General features: G+C 70.2%; 12 protein-coding genes and 1 pseudogene. 2 read left to right on the forward strand and 11 right to left on the reverse strand.

From position 1 onward, the window contains the following. Positions 1-178 precede the first annotated feature (178 nt). The 4 genes and pseudogenes from ABT171_RS29335 to ABT171_RS29350 form a co-directional block, all read right to left on the reverse strand. Positions 179-658: pseudogene (locus ABT171_RS29335) on the reverse strand (formylglycine-generating enzyme family protein); the annotation flags it as partial. Then, positions 654-1,187: a GNAT family N-acetyltransferase gene (locus ABT171_RS29340; protein WP_351248974.1), complete on the reverse strand. Its 534-nt coding sequence runs from the start codon at positions 1,185-1,187 to the stop codon at positions 654-656. The pseudogene ABT171_RS29335 and the gene ABT171_RS29340, both read right to left, overlap by 5 nt. A gap of 101 nt (positions 1,188-1,288) precedes the next feature. Beyond that, on the reverse strand, positions 1,289-2,821 hold the full coding sequence (locus ABT171_RS29345; protein ID WP_503077112.1) for a long-chain-fatty-acid--CoA ligase: 1,533 nt from the start codon (positions 2,819-2,821) through the stop codon (positions 1,289-1,291). An 8-nt stretch (positions 2,822-2,829) separates the two neighbouring features. Then, positions 2,830-4,413 carry an ANL family adenylate-forming protein gene (locus ABT171_RS29350; RefSeq protein WP_351248976.1) on the reverse strand — a complete coding sequence of 528 codons (1,584 nt, stop codon included), beginning with the start codon at positions 4,411-4,413 and terminating at the stop codon, positions 2,830-2,832. A gap of 246 nt (positions 4,414-4,659) precedes the next feature. Here ABT171_RS29350 and hemA point away from each other — a divergent pair, with 246 nt between their 5' ends. After that, positions 4,660-5,901 (forward strand): 5-aminolevulinate synthase, encoded by a 1,242-nt coding sequence (gene hemA, locus ABT171_RS29355; RefSeq protein ID WP_351248978.1) that lies wholly within the window; start codon positions 4,660-4,662, stop codon positions 5,899-5,901. A 78-nt stretch (positions 5,902-5,979) separates the two neighbouring features. Here hemA and ABT171_RS29360 read toward each other — a convergent pair whose 3' ends face one another. Both ABT171_RS29360 and ABT171_RS29365 read right to left on the reverse strand, forming a co-directional pair. Further along, positions 5,980-7,161 carry an acyl-CoA dehydrogenase family protein gene (locus ABT171_RS29360; protein WP_351248980.1) on the reverse strand — a complete coding sequence of 394 codons (1,182 nt, stop codon included), beginning with the start codon at positions 7,159-7,161 and terminating at the stop codon, positions 5,980-5,982. 202 nt (positions 7,162-7,363) lie between these two features. After that, positions 7,364-7,711 carry a winged helix-turn-helix transcriptional regulator gene (locus tag ABT171_RS29365; protein WP_351248982.1) on the reverse strand — a complete coding sequence of 116 codons (348 nt, stop codon included), beginning with the start codon at positions 7,709-7,711 and terminating at the stop codon, positions 7,364-7,366. A gap of 418 nt (positions 7,712-8,129) precedes the next feature. On the opposite strand from ABT171_RS29365, the gene ABT171_RS29370 reads away from it, so the two are divergent. Then, positions 8,130-9,053: an NAD(P)-dependent oxidoreductase gene (locus ABT171_RS29370; protein WP_503077114.1), complete on the forward strand. Its 924-nt coding sequence runs from the start codon at positions 8,130-8,132 to the stop codon at positions 9,051-9,053. A gap of 108 nt (positions 9,054-9,161) precedes the next feature. Here ABT171_RS29370 and ABT171_RS29375 read toward each other — a convergent pair whose 3' ends face one another. From ABT171_RS29375 to ABT171_RS29395, 5 genes are all read right to left on the reverse strand, one after another. Continuing rightward, entirely contained in the window at positions 9,162-10,916 is a 1,755-nt protein-coding gene (locus ABT171_RS29375; RefSeq protein ID WP_351248986.1) for an acetyl/propionyl/methylcrotonyl-CoA carboxylase subunit alpha, read from the reverse strand. An 80-nt stretch (positions 10,917-10,996) separates the two neighbouring features. After that, on the reverse strand, positions 10,997-11,227 hold the full coding sequence (locus ABT171_RS29380; RefSeq protein ID WP_351248988.1) for an acyl-CoA carboxylase epsilon subunit: 231 nt from the start codon (positions 11,225-11,227) through the stop codon (positions 10,997-10,999). Continuing rightward, positions 11,224-12,801: an acyl-CoA carboxylase subunit beta gene (locus tag ABT171_RS29385; protein ID WP_351248990.1), complete on the reverse strand. Its 1,578-nt coding sequence runs from the start codon at positions 12,799-12,801 to the stop codon at positions 11,224-11,226. The genes ABT171_RS29380 and ABT171_RS29385 overlap by 4 nt, the downstream gene beginning before the upstream one ends. 44 nt (positions 12,802-12,845) lie before the next feature. Next, positions 12,846-13,850, reverse strand: coding sequence for a beta-ketoacyl-ACP synthase III (locus tag ABT171_RS29390; RefSeq protein WP_351248992.1), 1,005 nt, complete (start codon positions 13,848-13,850; stop codon positions 12,846-12,848). Continuing rightward, entirely contained in the window at positions 13,847-15,667 is a 1,821-nt protein-coding gene (locus tag ABT171_RS29395) for a fatty acyl-AMP ligase (protein ID WP_351248994.1), read from the reverse strand. The genes ABT171_RS29390 and ABT171_RS29395 overlap by 4 nt, the downstream gene beginning before the upstream one ends. Positions 15,668-15,781: the final 114 nt, after the last annotated feature.

Raw genomic sequence — 15,781 nt, forward strand, 5'->3', positions numbered from 1 at the left:
GCCGGAGTGAGGCCTGGGGGGAGTCCGCACCCGATCACCTCCTGAGGCCGCCGGTCGTGCGCTGCACATGCGCAGCGCGGCCGCAGGAGATCTGCTGCCGCGCCGGGGGTACGAGCACCATCGTCCGCGGTGATCCACCGGGCCGCCACCCGGAACCCCCGGACGTGGGACCTCGCGGTCAGCGCGCGATACGAAACCCCACGTCGTCGATCCGGAAGGTCGGGTGGCTGCGCCGCCGCACCGAGGCCCGGCAGCTCCAGTGCTCGTCGGCCCAGCCACCGCCACGGAGCACGCGGTAGGTGCCGTACGCCTCGGCGTCGAGCCGGCCGTGCCGAGGACCGGTGGTACCGGCGCGGCAGGCGTGTTCCCACTCGGCCTCGGTCGGCAGCCGGTAACCATCGGCAGAGGTGTTCCACGCGACCGCCTCTTCGCCGGCAGGGAGACGGTAAGCGGGTGTCAGGCCTTCCTGAGCGGACAACGCATTGCAGAACCGCACCGCGTCCCACCATGAAACGCCCTCGACCGGCAGCCGGTCGCCCTGGGCCGTGCTCGGCCGCTCACCGGTGACCCGTGCGTACAGCGACCGAGTGACCGGCACCGCTGCCATCAGGAACGGCGCGACCTCGACCGTCCAGCTCTTCTGCGTCCGCCGGTCAGTGCCTTACCGCGGCCGCGTTGCCGGTTCTCTTTTCGAGGAGCGTGAACGACTTGGTGGCGCCGTCCGGCTGAGGCTTGGCTTCCGTGCGGCCGACGATCCGGTACCCGGCGTCAAGGTAGTAGGCGGTCAGACGATCGTTGCCTGCCAGGCAGTCGAGGCGGGTCAGGATACGGCCCACCTCGGCCACGCGCCGCTCGGCGGCCCGCAGAAGCAGCCGTCCCGTTCCCGGCGGGGCGGCGGCATGGTCCACCATCAGGCGATGCACATAGCCGGCCGTCGGGGGCTGCGGGCCCCATGCGTCCGTGTCCTCCCACCACAGCTCCCAGGCTCCGACCGTACGGCCGTCGACTTCCGCCGTCCACACCTCTCCGTCCTTCATGACCTGGCGGAAGTGGTCTTCGTCCAGTTCGCCGGGCTGCCACTGGCCGGTGGTGCCACGGGAGTTCATCCAACGGGCGGCATCGTCACGCAGGCGTACGAGGGTGGAGAGGTCGGCGGAGGAAGCCGGACGGAAACGCAGATCATTCACGCACCGATCCTCACACGGCGGTCCGCAGCCGCTCCCCGCGGGTGGCCCTGGGCGCCCCCCGGTCACCATCATCGCCCTGGCCGCCACCGCCCGCCGCGTTGTCAGCGGCCGAACCGTGCCGCCAGCTCGCGTTTGAGGACCTTGCCACTGGGGCCCAGCGGGAAGCCGTCGACGAACTCCACCATCCGCGGATACTTGTACGCGGCCAGTCTCTCCTTGCTCCAGGCCACGATCTCCTCGGCCAGTGCCGCGCCGGGCACCGCCCCCGGCCGCACGGAGACCACCGCGCAGACCTCCTCGCCGAGCCGCTCGTGCGGCACGCCGATGACCGCGACCTGGGCGACTGCCGGATGCCGCATCAGCGCCTCTTCCACCTCGCGCGGGTACACGTTGTACCCGCCGCGGACCACCATGTCCTTCTTGCGGTCGACGAGCGAGAGGTAGCCGTCGACGTCCTTCACGCCGAGGTCACCCGAGCGGAACCAGCCGTCGACCAGTACCTCGGCCGTCGCCTGGGGCCGATTGAGATACCCGGCCATCACGTTGTGGCCGCGGATGACGACCTCGCCCAGCTCACCCGCCGGGAGGAACTCGATCCGGCCCTCCACGTCGGCCCTGGCGATCTCCACCTCCACGCCCCAGATCGGTCGGCCCACCGTGCCGGGCCTGCACGGCCACGCCCTCTGGTTGTACGCCACCACCGGAGACGTCTCGGTGAGGCCGTAGCCCTCGTAGATCGGGCAGCCGAAGGTCTCCTCGAACTCCTGGAGCACCGTCACCGGCAGCGCCGAACCGCCCGAGAACGCGCGGTCCAGACGAGGGCGCCGCCGCGCGTCCCCGACCGCCGCGAGCAGCGCGATGTACATCGTGGGGACGCCCATGAACACCGTGCAGTCGTGCCGCACCATGAGGTCGATCGCCCCCGCGGCGTCGAACCGCTCCATCAGCACCAGCGTCCCGCCCGCCCGGAAGCAGGTGGCCATCCCGCAGATCTGCCCGAACGTGTGGAACAGCGGCAGACAGCCGAGCAGTACGTCGTCAGGGCCCAGGTCGAACGGGGACAGCATGGTGGTGCCGACGTTCATGACCACATTGAGCTGGGTGAGCATCGCCCCCTTGGGCCGGCCCGTCGTACCCGAGGTGTACAGCACGACCGCGAGGTCGTCCGGCATGCGCGGCACCAGGCGGTCCAGCGGCGCGATGTCCCGGGCGAGCGCATCGAGGCGGGTACGACCGCCGCTGTCCGCCTCCTCCATCACCGTCAGCAGCGGCACCCCCGCCGCTTCAGCGCCCTTGGCGCCCTCGTCCAGCAGGGGTTCGGCGCACACCAGCGCCTTCGCCGCGGAGTCACCGAGGACGTAGGAGATCTCGTCGGCCTTCAGCAGGGCGTGCACGGGCACCGCCACCGCACCCAGCGCGAGTACGCCGAAGTACGCCTTCGGGAAGTGCGGCGTGTTGGGGAGCAGCAGCGCGATCCGGTCACCGGGACCGTAGCCCTCGGCGCGCAGCACGGCGGCGTACTGCCTCGCCTCGTGCCACAGCTGCCGGTACCGCAGCTCCTCGCGGCCGAAGACGATCGCCGGGTGGTCCGGCCGGCGTTCGGCGGACTCGGCGAGCACGGACGCCAGCGACATGTTCACGCTCACCTGCGCCCCCAGGCGTCAGCGCGCAGCGCCGCCTTGTCGGGCTTGCCGGTATGCCCGAGCGGAATCTCGTCGCAGTACCTGATCTCCACCGGCGCGTGGTTGGCCGAGAGCTCCCGGCTCACCTGGTCGCGCAGCTCGTCCGCCTCGGTGGCCGCACCCGCCCGCAGCACCACCGCCGCGTGGACATGTTCGACCTGGTCCTCGTCCGCGACGCCGAACACGGCCGCCTGCACCACGTCCGGGTGGGCCAGCAGCGCGTTCTCGACGGCTGCCGGATGCACCTTGATGCCCTTGGTCTTGATCACGTCGGCCAGCCGCCCCTGGAGGTGGAGGTACCCGCGTTCGTCGAGGCAGCCCAGGTCGCCGGTGTGCAGCCAGCCGTCACGGATGGTGCGCGCGTTGAGCTCCGGCGCGCCCCAGTAGCCGAGCATCGCGTACGGCGAGCGGACGCAGACCTCCCCGACCTCGCCGGAGGGCAGGTCGCGGTGGTCGTACGGGTCGCGGATGCGGACCTCCGCCGCCGTCGGGCGTCCGGCTGTGGCGAGCAGGCTCGGGTCGTGGTGGTCGGCCGGGCCCAGCTCGCTGATGGGTCCCACCTCCGTGGTCCCGTAGGTCTGCGTGAGCACGTCACCGAACACCTTCACCGCCTCGGCCAGCCGCGCCGGCGAGGCGGGGCAGCCCGAGTACGTCAGCGTCCTGAGGCTCGACAGGTCGAAGGCGCCGGTGGCCGCCACGTCGAGGAGCATGTACAGCTGCGGGGGAGAGACCGTCATCCGCGACACCCGGTGGGCCTCGACCGATGCCAGGGCCCCGGCCGGGTCGAAGCCCTCGTGCAGGACCACCGTCCCCCCGGAGACCAGTGCCATGTCGGCGACCGCGCCACTGGTGTGGCTCAGCGGCAGCGTGGACAGATAGACCGTGCGCGCGTCCTTGGGCAGCCCCGTGACGGCCGCCTGCCGTACGCCGAAGGAGACCGTGACACCCTTCGGGACGCCGGTGGTGCCGCTGGTGTAGGTCACGGTGGCGGGATCGTCGGCGGCGATCTCGACGTCCGGCGTGTCGCCGGGTCCGCCTCCGCCGTCCGCGTTGAGGTCGAGGATGTCGGTCAGGTCGAGCACGTCGTCGCCGAGAGCCCCGAGAGCGACGAGGTGCGGCGCATCGGCCATCCCGGCGCACAACTCCCGTGCGAGGGGGAGGTGTTCCTCGTCCGTGGCCAGCAGGGTCGTTCCGGTCGCTGCGAGAATCCCGCGGCGGGCGGCGGTGCTGATGCGGTCCAGCGGGTCTACGGCGTTGGCGGTCTGCAGATGCACCACCATCGCGCCGATGAGGTTCGCCGCGTACCGCAGGACCAGGGTGGCGGGCGTGTTGGTGACGGTCAGCAGACCGACCACCGTCCGGCCGTCCTTCCCTGCGCCGACCTCGCTCCGGCGGCGGTCCAGAATCTGCGCGGCGGACGTCACCGAGTAGACGAACTCGCCGGCCGTGACGGGCTTGCCCTGCCACCACAGGGCCACCCGCCCGGGGTTGGCGGACAGCTCTCTCAGAATCTCACGGACGTAATTGCGACCGACGTTCCTCATACTCACCGCGACTCCCGTCAGACTGGCCGTTTACGGAATTCAACTGCAAACGTGGGGGAGTTCGCTCTTCCGCCAGTAACTGAACCCGGTGAACTGCGGGTTACCCGCCGCTGGACGGGACACACGCCGGTGGTCTGCGGGTTACCCGGCGCTTGACGCCACGGAGATAGCTTTCCGGGAAATCGAGAAACCCAGCACAGCAGTCGGCCCGATACCGTTACGGCAAGAAGAGAGTGAGTAGACGTCATGGCTCAGCACTTGGAGATCTTTTCGCGCCAGATGGCCGAACTCGCGGACAGCAAACGGGAGTTCCTGGAGATCGGGCGCCTGGCCGGGCGATTTCCCGCCGCAAGCGCACGGACCAAGAGTGACAGCGACTCCCTCGAAATAAGCATCTGGTGCAGCAACGACTACCTCGGCATGGGGCAGAACCCGCTCGTGCTGGATGCCATGAAGGAAGCCATCGACACATTCGGGGCCGGATCCGGCGGTTCCCGCAACATCGGGGGCACCAACCACTACCACGTGCTCCTCGAAAACGAGCTGGCGGATCTGCACGGCAAGGAGGAGGCGCTGCTGTTCAGCTCCGGGTACACCGCGAACGACGGTGCCCTGACCGTCCTCGCGGGCCGCATGGAGGGCTGTGTCGTCTTCTCCGACGAGCTGAACCACGCCTCCATCATCGACGGGCTCCGGCACAGCGGCGCCGAGAAGCACATCTTCCGCCACAACGACGTCAAGCACCTGGAGGAACTGATCGCGCGGGCGGACCCCACCCGCCCCAAGCTCATCGTCGCGGAGTCCGTCTACTCCATGTCGGGTGACGTCGCACCGCTCGCCGACATCGCCGAGATCGCACAGCGCCACGGAGCGATGACCTTCCTCGACGAGGTGCACGCGGTGGGCATGTACGGCCCCGAGGGCGCCGGTATCGCCGCGCGGCTCGGCATCGCCGACCAGTTCACCGTCATCATGGGCACCCTCGCCAAGGGGTTCGGCACGGCCGGCGGCTACATCGCGGGACCCGCGGCGGTCGTCGACGCCGTCCGCAGCTTCTCGCGGGCCTTCATCTTCACCACCTCGCTGCCGCCGGCGATCGCGGCGGGCGCGCTGGCCGCCGTGCGCCACCTGCGCGGCTCGGAGAAGGAACGCGACCAGCTCTGGAGCAACGCCCAGCTGATGCACGGACTGCTGAGGGAACGGGAGATCCCCTTCATCTCGGACAACTCGCACATCGTGTCCGTGTTCGTGGGTGATGAGAAGAAGTGCAAGCAGGCGTCCGAGCTCCTGCTCAGCCGCCACGGCAGCTATGTCCAGGCGATCAACGCGCCGAGCGTGCGGGCGGGGGAGGAGATCCTCCGCGTCGCTCCCGGGGCGGTGCACACCGCCACAGCGGTACGGGAGTTCGTCGAGGCGCTCGACCAGATCTGGAAGACCGTCGACATTCCGCGCGCGTCCACGTCGCCTTCCTCCCGGGCCGTCGGCTGACGTGTAGCGGCAAGGGGGCGCCCCCGCGCCGGAGGATGACTCCGGCGCGGGGGCGTCTGCCTGGCCGGTGCGGAAGGCTCAGAGCAGCGGGGTGTCGGGGTCCATGCCGAGGATGACACGGCCGTAGACCTCAAGGTTCGCGCTCAGCAGGATCCAGCCGTGCAGCGACAGCCCCTGGATGTCGCGGTGGAACCGCTGGAGCGGAACGTCGCGCTTGATGACCGAGGCGCCGCTCGCGTTGTAGAGGATCTCCACCGCCTCCTTGGCGAGCTGGACCGCGTAGGCGCTGTGGCCACGTACGGCGGCCCGCTCCTGGAGGGACGGTTCCTCACCGGCGTCGGCCCGCTCCTGGAGGGTCCGGTACATCTCGGCCGCGAGGGCCTCCGCCGCGGCGATCTTGCTGGCCGCGGTCCCCACCTGGATCTGGGTGAGGGGGTGTTCCTTCTGTTCGGTCCAGGACGTGTAACTGATGCCGCGTCCCGGCAGCCGTTCGAGGAACAACTCGTACGCCCCGCGCGCGATGCCGATGAAGGTGGAGACCGCCTGCGAGAACAGGAAGCTGTAGAGGCCGTACCCTCGTCCGGCGGGCGGCGGGGGCAGTTCGATCCCGGCCTCGATGGCCGCGGCCGCCTCCGAGGGAATGACCACCCGGTGCGCCGGCACGAAGACGTCCTTGGCGGTTGCCGTCGCGCTGCCGGTGGCGGCCAGCGAGGAAGCGTGCCAGTCGTCCTCGATCGAGAACTCGGAGATCGGGACCATGGCGATGGCGTCGTCCAGGGTCCCGTCCGGACGCTCGACGAAGGCGAGCATCATGTTCCAGTCCGCGCCGTAGCAGCCGGAGTTGAACCCCCACCTGCCGTTGAGCGTGTAGCCGCCCTCGGTGGGGGTGAGCGTGCCGGTCGGGCTGAAGCCGCCGGACACGCGGACGGAGGGCTTCGCGAAGATCTCCTCCTGCAGCTCGCCGGGATAGAGCGTCACCATCCAGGCGCTGGACACCCAGACCATGGCGACCCAGCTGGTCGAGGCGCATCCGCGGGCGATCTCGGCCAGCACCTTGGACTGTTCCTGCAGGGAGAAACCGAGGCCGCCGAACTCACGGGGCGTGGCCATGCGGAACACGCCGGCCTTCTCCAGGAGTTCGAGATTCTCATCGGGCAGCCAACGCCGGTTCTCGGCTTCGAGGCCGTTCTCGCGGAGCTTGGGGACTATGTCCCGCACGGCTTTCAGTACGGATGCGACGTCAGTTTCAGCGGTCACCATTCAGGCTCCTCGGTCGTTTGCCTACACGGGGATTCGCGCGAGCCCGTCCCGATCCTCGCAGAGCACACCGCGACCACGGTCACGGCCGGGTAACCTCGGATCCATTTCGCCGGATGGGGCCTGTGGGTGACCTGCCAATGAGAACGGCGCCGCATATCTGCGACGCCGGGTCTTGAATTCCTGGTACGAAGGGGAGGACGGATCAAATGCTCTCGGGCACCGGTTCCGCCTTCTCGGGCAGGTACTCACGGCCCCACGCGCCCAGTGGCTTGAGAGCCTCGTTGAGGGCGAAGCCCCGCGGCGTCAGCGAATACTCCACGCGCACCGGGGGAGCCTCGTACGTCTCGCGGTGGACCACGCCGTCCGCCTCCAGCTCCCGAAGGTGCTGGAACAGGACTTTCTCGCTCACGCCCGGAATGAGCCGCCGCAACTCCCCGAAGCGCCGGTCCTGTTGGGCAAGCGCCCAGAGGATGACCACTTTCCACTTGCCGCTGATGACTTCGACCGCGGCGTCCAGTCCGCAGTGTGTCGGCCTGACTCTGACGCTCATGCTCCCACTCCGCTAGCTGACAAAAGGCGCTGCATGGCCCGTGCGGACTCCGGTCGCACGAGTAACTCCATGGTAACGCAGGGTCGTTGACCGGAGGGGCTGCGGTTCGGTGTCGGCTGGATCCGACCCTTCGGGCAGGGGGCATGGCCGAGACGGATCGCTCCTCGGCCGCGGGTCCGCCCCCTCGGCCGACTCTATCGGGACCGGTCGGGCAGGGCGACGGAACGCTCTCCATGCCCGGTAATTCTCCGGTAATCAAAGCGCCCGTGAGGCATTTGATTCCTTGCTGATTACCGCGTGGGGTCGCCAAGGCACGTACTTTGCAGTAAGTACTTGAGCGGCCGCAGGTACCGGTATAGCTTTCCAAGGGCGTACTTAACACGGGGCACCATGCCGGCCGTTGCCGAGGCGCACCCGTATGCAAGCCGAGATAAATGCCAGAAGGAGCGTGGTTGTGGTGGCCGATGCGAATCGTGCACCTGTATCAGTATTAGGTCTGGGCATGATGGGAGCCGCGCTGGCCGGTGCGTACCTCAAGGCGGGCCACCGGACAACCGTGTGGAACCGCTCCGCCGGCAAGGCGGACGCACTCGTCGAGCAGGGCGCGGTGCGCGCGGACGACGTCGCCGCAGCCGTGGCCGCCGGCGACATCCTGGTGATCTGTGTCGTCGACTACGACGCCATGTACACGATCCTCGACCCCGTCAAGGACTCGCTGTCCGGCAAGGTCATCGTCAACCTGACCTCCGGTGTCCCCGAGGACGCCCGCAACGCGGCCAAGTGGGCCGACGAGATCGGCGCCGAATACCTCGACGGCTACATCATGACGGTCCCCCCGGCCGTCGGGCTGCCGCAGACGCTGCTCTTCTACGGCGGCTCGCAGGCCACCTTCGAGGCCCACGAGTCGACGCTGAAGGTCCTCGGCGGCAACAGCGTCTTCCTCGGGACCGACGCGGGCATCGCCTCGCTCTACGACCTGGCGCTGCTGGGCATCCTGTGGTCCTCCCTGGCCAGCGCGCTGCACGGATACGCCCTGGTCGGCAGCGAGAAGGTGCCGGCCGCGGCGCTGGCGCCGTACGCCGAGGCGTGGATCACCAATGTGGTGCTGCCCAGCGTCAAGGGCGCGGCCCAGATGGTCGACGCGGGCCAGTACGGCACGGCGTTCTCCACCACCGACCTCAACGCGGTGGGCCTGGTGAAGCTGGTCGAGGCGAGCAAGGCCCAGGGCATCCGGCCCGACCTCATGATCCCGATCAGGGACTTCCTCGCCAAGCGGGTGGCCGACGGCCACGGTGACGAGGCCATCGCCGGAATGATCGAGGTCATCAAGAACCCCGAGTAGGGGACGCAGCCGGCAGCCAGCATCCTCCTGTGGCCCGCCGTTCACGCCTGGCACGGAGAGCCCCGTCCCGTGCCAGGCGTTCTTGTGCGCGGACGGCCTGAGCCGCTCTCACTCCTTGATCTCGCAGATGGTGGCGCCGGAGGAGAGGGAGGCGCCGACTTCGGCGTTGAGGCCCTTGATGGTGCCGGAGCGGTGGGCGTTCAGCGGCTGTTCCATCTTCATCGCCTCCAGGACGACGACGAGGTCGCCTTCCTCGACCTCCTGGCCCTCCTCCACGGCGATCTTGACGATGGTGCCCTGCATGGGGGAGGTGAGTGTGTCACCGGAGGCGGCGGAGGCGGACTTCTTCGCCGCGCGGCGCCTGGGCCTGGATCCAGCGGCCGGACCGGTACGGGCCAGGGTCAGGCCGAGCGAGGAGGGCAGGGAGACCTCCAGGCGCTTGCCGCCGACCTCGACCACGACCGTCTCGCGGCCCGTCTCGTCCTCGGTGTCCTCGGCGGCGGGCGCGGCGAACGGCTTGATGTCGTTGGCGAACTCGGTCTCGATCCAGCGGGTGTGCACCCGGAACGGGCCGGCGGTGAAGGCCGGGTCGGCGACGACCGCGCGGTGGAAGGGGAGGGCGGTGGCCATGCCCTCGACCTGGAACTCGGCCAGCGCACGCGCGGCGCGCTGCAGCGCCTGCTCCCGGTCGGCACCGGTGACGATGAGCTTGGCGAGCAGGGAGTCCCAGGCCGGGCCGATCACGGAGCCGGACTCGACACCGGCGTCCAGGCGGACACCGGGGCCGGTGGGCGGGCTGAAGGCGGTCACGGTGCCGGGGGCGGGCAGGAAGCCGCGGCCGGGGTCCTCGCCGTTGATGCGGAACTCGAAGGAGTGTCCGCGCACCGGCGGGTCGTCGTAGCCGAGGGGTTCGCCGTCGGCGATGCGGAACATCTCCCGGACCAGGTCGATGCCGGTGACCTCTTCGGTGACCGGGTGTTCGACCTGCAGGCGGGTGTTGACCTCAAGGAAGGAGATGGTGCCGTCCCGGCCGACGAGGAACTCCACGGTGCCGGCGCCGACGTAGCCGGCCTCCCTGAGGATGGCCTTGGAGGCGGCGTACAGCTGGGCGTTCTGCTCCGCGGACAGGAACGGCGCCGGGGCCTCCTCCACCAGCTTCTGGTGGCGGCGCTGCAGGGAGCAGTCGCGGGTGGAGACGACCACGACATGGCCGTGGGAGTCGGCCAGGCACTGGGTCTCCACATGGCGGGGCCGGTCGAGGTAGCGCTCGACGAAGCATTCGCCGCGGCCGAAGGCGGCGACCGCCTCGCGGACGGCGGAGTCGTACAGCTCGGGCACTTCCTCCAGGGTGCGGGCGACCTTCAGGCCGCGGCCGCCGCCGCCGAAGGCGGCCTTGATGGCGATGGGCAGGCCGTGCTGCTCGGCGAAGGCGACGACCTCGTCGGCGCCGGACACGGGGTCGGGCGTGCCGGCGACCAGGGGAGCGCCGGCACGTTGGGCGATGTGGCGGGCGGCGACCTTGTCGCCCAGGTCGCGGATGGCCTGGGGCGGGGGGCCGATCCAGGTCAGGCCGGCGTCGATGACCGCCTCGGCGAAGCCGGCGTTCTCCGAGAGGAAGCCGTATCCGGGGTGGACGGCGTCCGCGCCGGAGTCCTTCGCGGCCCGCAGGACCTTGGCGATGTCCAGGTAGCTGGCGGCCGGGGTGTCACCACCCAGGGCGAACGCTTCGTCGGCCGCGCGGACATGCACGGCGTCCCGGTCCGGATCCGCGTAGACGGCCACGCTCGCGATCCGGGCATCCCGGCAGGCGCGGGCAACGCGGACGGCGATTTCGCCACGGTTGGCGATGAGCACCTTGCGCACGACGATTCTCTTCCCTTCGTGTCCTGATGGTCGCGGGCTCCGTGGCTCGCGTGGCTGTGGCTCGACTGCACGGGAGGTGACTACGGCTGCCCCCAGGCGCTCCGGCGCCAGGCCCCGGGGCCGCGCTGCGCCGGCTGGGCCCGCAGCCCGGCCGCGTACCGCCGGCGGCGCACTTCCGGCTCGCCGGGCGAGCGGCCCTGCCCGGCGTGCCGGGCGGCGACCGCGCGCAGGGCCACCAGCGCGGCGGCCAGCTCCTCCGGCGTCGGACGCCCGCGGACCACGTGCACCGCACTGCCGGCGGCCGGGCTCACAGGGGGATGTTCCCGTGCTTGCGGGGCAGCCGGGTGACGCGTTTGTCGCGCAACGCCCACAGGGCGCTCGCCACTTGCTGCCGGGTCTCGTGCGGCATGATCACCACGTCGACATAGCCGCGCTCGGCCGCGACGTACGGATTGCACAGCGCGCTCTCGTACTCCGCGCGCAGCCGCCTTCTCTCCGCCTCCGGGTTCCCGGACTTCTCCAGCGTCCGCCGGTGCAGCACGCTCACCGCGCTCTCGCCGCCCATCACCGCGATCTCGGCCGTGGGCCAGGCGAGGTTGACGTCGGTGCCCAGATGCTTGGAGCCCATGACGCCGTAACCGCCGCCGTACGCCTTCCTGGTGACCACCGTGACCATGGGGACGGTCGCCTCCGCGTAGGCGTAGATCAGCTTGGCGCCACGGCGGATGATGCCGCCCTGCTCCTGTTCGAGACTGGGCATGAACCCCGGAACGTCCACGAACGTCAGGATCGGGATGTGGAAGGCGTCGCACATGCGGATGAAGCGGGCCGCCTTCTCGCTGGCGTCGATGTCGAGCACGCCCGCCATGTAGGTGGGCTGATTGGCGACGATGCCCACACTGCGGCCCTCGACCCGGCCGAACCCGCAGATGATGTTGCGGGCGAACAGGGGCTGGACTTCGAGCAGTTCACCGTCGTCGAGCACGGTGTGCACGAGGCGCAGCATGTCGTACGGCTGATTGCGGTCGTCCGGGATCAGGCCGTCCAGCGCCAGGTCCGCCTCGGTGACGACGTCCTTCTGCCCGCTCTCCGCGTAGACGGGCGGGTCCTCCATGTTGTTCGACGGCAGATAGCCGAGCAGTTGACGTACGTACTCGAACGCGTCCTTCTCGTCGGGCGCGAGGTAGTGGGCGTTGCCGGAAACGGTGTTGTGGCTGCGGGCGCCGCCCAGGGACTCGCGGTCCACGGCCTGGCCCGTGACCGTGCGCAGCACCTCGGGGCCGGTGACGAACATGTGGGAGATGCCGTCGACCATGACCACGAAGTCGGTGATCGCGGGCGCGTAGACGGCGCCTCCGGCACACGGCCCGGTCATCAGGGAGATCTGCGGGACCACCCCCGATGCCTCCACATGGCGCTTGACCAGCTCGGCGTAGAGCGCCAGGGACACCACACCCTCCTGGATGCGGGCGCCGCCCGAGTCGTTGATGCCGATGATCGGGGTGCCCGTACGGATCGCGAAGTCGAGCACCTTGACGATCTTCTGGCCGTACACCTCGCCGAGGGAGCCGCCGAAGACGGTGAAGTCCTGGGCGAAGAGGCAGACCTGGCGGCCGTCGACCGTGCCGTAGCCGGTGATCACGCCGTCGCCGAGGGGACGCTCCCGCTCCATGCCGAAGTTGTGGCTGCGGTGCCGGGCCAGGGCGTCCAGTTCGACGAACGACCCCGGGTCGAGCAGTGCCTCGACGCGCTCGCGTGCGGTCAGCTTCCCCTTGGCGCGCTGGCGCTCGACCGCTCTGGCGTCGTACGGCTCGGCCGCTATGGCCCTGCGCCGCGCCAGTTCGGCGATCCGCTCCTGTGTCGTACCGCCGTCTTCGCCCGGCATCGCCTCTCCTGTACGTACGGTGTGCGCGGATTCTCCGGTGTCGGTCATGGCAGGGTCACCACCTGGGCCGCGTGCACCAGGCCGGCGCCGAAACCGACGAGGAGTGCGTGGCCGCCGGACGGCGCGGCGCCGTGGGACAGCAGGCTGTCCATGGCGAGCGGAATCGAGGCCGCCGACGTGTTGCCGGACTCGACGATGTCCCTGGCCACGGCGGTGTGCGGGCCGAGTCCGAGCGCCTTGGCCGCCGAGTCCACGATCCGCGCGTTGGCCTGGTGGGGGATGAACGCGGCAAGATCGGTGGCGTCGATGCCCGCCGCGTCGAGCGCCTGCCGGGAGACCTCCGGCACGCTGCGGGTCGCCCAGCGGAACACCTCGGGGCCCGCCATGCGCAGCACCGGCCAGGGGGTGGCGCCGTCACGCGTGGCCAGCCAGCTCCGGTCGTGGGCGATGAGCCCGTGCCGCTCGCCGTCGGAGCCCCAGACGACCGGGCCGATACCGGGTGTCTCGGCGGGACCCACGACGACGGCGCCCGCTCCATCGCCGAACAGGAATGCCGTTCCCCGGTCCTCGGGGTCGATGATGTCGCTCATCTTCTCCGCCCCGACCACCAGGACGTGGCCGACGGAGCCCGAGCGTACGAGGGAGTCGGCCAGGGCCAGCGCGTAGCAGAATCCGGCGCAGGCGGCACCGATGTCGGTGGCCGCGGCAGCGCCCGAGCCGATCAGCTGGGCGACCCGGGGCGCGGCGGCGGGCGCCTGCTCCAGATGGGACATCGAGGCCAGCAGCACCATGCCCACGACCGCCGGGTCGACACCCGCGTGGGCCAGGGCCTTGACGGACGCCTCGGCCGCCATGGTGACGACCGTTTCCTCGTCCCCGGCAAAGCGGCGCGTGGCGATCCCGGAGCGCCGGCGTATCCAGGTGTCGGAGGAGTCGATCCGGGCGGACACCTCGTCGTTGTCCACCACCCTGGCCGGCCGGTAGACGCCGACGCCGAGGATGCGGGAGCCGGCCGTGCCGCGCACGGTGCGCAACGCCTTCACGGTCATCGCCGCACCTGCCCGGAGCCGGCCGGGGCCACGGCGAAGGCCGCCAACGAGCCGTCCTCGTACCGCTTTCGGCAGGCCCGGCGCTGCACCTTGCCGCTGGACGTCCTGGACAGCGCGCCCCGGCGCACGACGAGGATGTCGTCGGTGTCCAGCCGGTGGTTCTCGCGGATCGCCTCCCGCACCCGCTCGCGCACCGTCTGCTCGCCCGGCGCCCGGATGACCCTGCCGTCGGCCTCGATGACCACCACGAGCCGTTCTTGTGCGCCGTCGTCGACGGAGAAGGCGACGGCGCAGTTGGGGTGCAGCCCGGGCACCGATGACTCGGCGGACAACTCGATGTCCTGCGGGTAGTGGTTGCGGCCCCGGCGGATGATGACGTCCTTGAGCCGCCCGGTGACATACAGCTCGCCCTGGTGTACGAAGCCCAGGTCACCGGTGCGCAGATAGGTCTCTTCCGCGGTCCGGGCCGAACCGCCCCTGATGCGGGCGCGGAATGTCTCCTGGCTCAGCGCGGGCCTGCCGAGATACCCGTCGGCCACGCACGGCCCGCTGATCCAGATCTCGCCGACCCGGCCGGGCGGGCAGAGCTCCAGGGTGGCCGGATCCACGGCACACACCCGCGTGCCGAGAACGGGGACACCACTGCTGACGACAGGGTTCGCCCCTTCGGTGGCCTCGGGCACGATCTCGACGCGGTCCTCTCCGAGAGCGCGGGCGGACAGCCACAGCGCGGAGGGCTCGCGGTCCTGCGGGCTGCCGGTGGCCTTGAGGGTGTTCTCGGCGAGTCCGTAGCCCGGTGCCATGGCACGGGGGTCGAAGCCGTACGGCGCGAATGCCGTGGTGAAGGCCTGGATGGTCTGCCAGCGGACGGGTTCGGCGCCGTTGGCGGCGACCCGCCAGCTGGAGAGGTCGCCCACGTCCGCGGTCCTGCCCTCCTCGGCGGCCCGGACACAGAGTTCGTAGGCGAAGCTGGGGGCCGCCGCGTGGGTGCCGCGGAACCGGGAGATCGCTTCCAGCCAACGGGCCGGTCGGCGGATGAAGGCGTCGGGCGCCATGAGGTACGACGGCACACCGGCCCAGAGCGGGAGCACCACGCCGAACAGCATCCCCATGTCGTGGAAGAGCGGCAGCCAGGACACGAACGTCCCCCGCGGCTCGCACGGCCACAGCTCGTCCGTCTCCACCGCGTTGCTCAGGAAGTTGGCGTGCGTGACCATCACGCCCTTGGGGTCCCCGGTGGAACCGGAGGTGTACTGGAGCAGCGCGATGCCGTCGGGGTGCGCGGTCGGCAGGGCGTACGAGACGAGGACGTCGGACGAGGGGGGAGCGAGTGCCCCGGTGTCGAGGAGGGCCAGCCCGGCCAGTTCCGGCAGATCGCCGAACCGCTCTTCGAGGTCGCGTTTGACCTCCGCCGTGGTGAGCACCGTGGAGGTCCCGGCGTCGTCGGCGATGCGGCGCAGCCGCTCGACGTCCTGGCGGCGCCGGGGCACCTGGACGGGAGCGCCGGCGACTCCCGCGTACATGCAGCCGAGGAGGGCGCGGATGAATTCCAGCCCCGAGGGGTAGAGCAGCACCGCGCTCTTTCCGGTCAGCCCGGCCGACTCCAGCGCCGCGGCCCGGACACGTGCGTCGTCGTCGAGTTCCCGGTAGGTGAGGGACTCTTCCGGTTCCTCGCCATTGCGCAGAAACACATACGCCGTCTCGTCGGGCTGCTTCAGGCTGCGTAGCCGCAGTGCGTCGGGAAGGGTGCGAATCTCAGCCATGTGGCTGTCGGGTGCGGCCGTGCTCGCCAGCACGGCCTCGGATATGTGATCCATGGGCACGCCCTTTCCGTGGAATATACGGTGCAACAGCAATGCGGTGCTGGATCTCAAGCTGCCGGAGCGACCTTACCCGCAGATTCGTATTCACTCTCCAAAATGTACTCATGG

Source organism: Streptomyces sp. NPDC001851 (assembly GCF_040297165.1).
Lineage (GTDB): Bacteria > Actinomycetota > Actinomycetes > Streptomycetales > Streptomycetaceae > Streptomyces.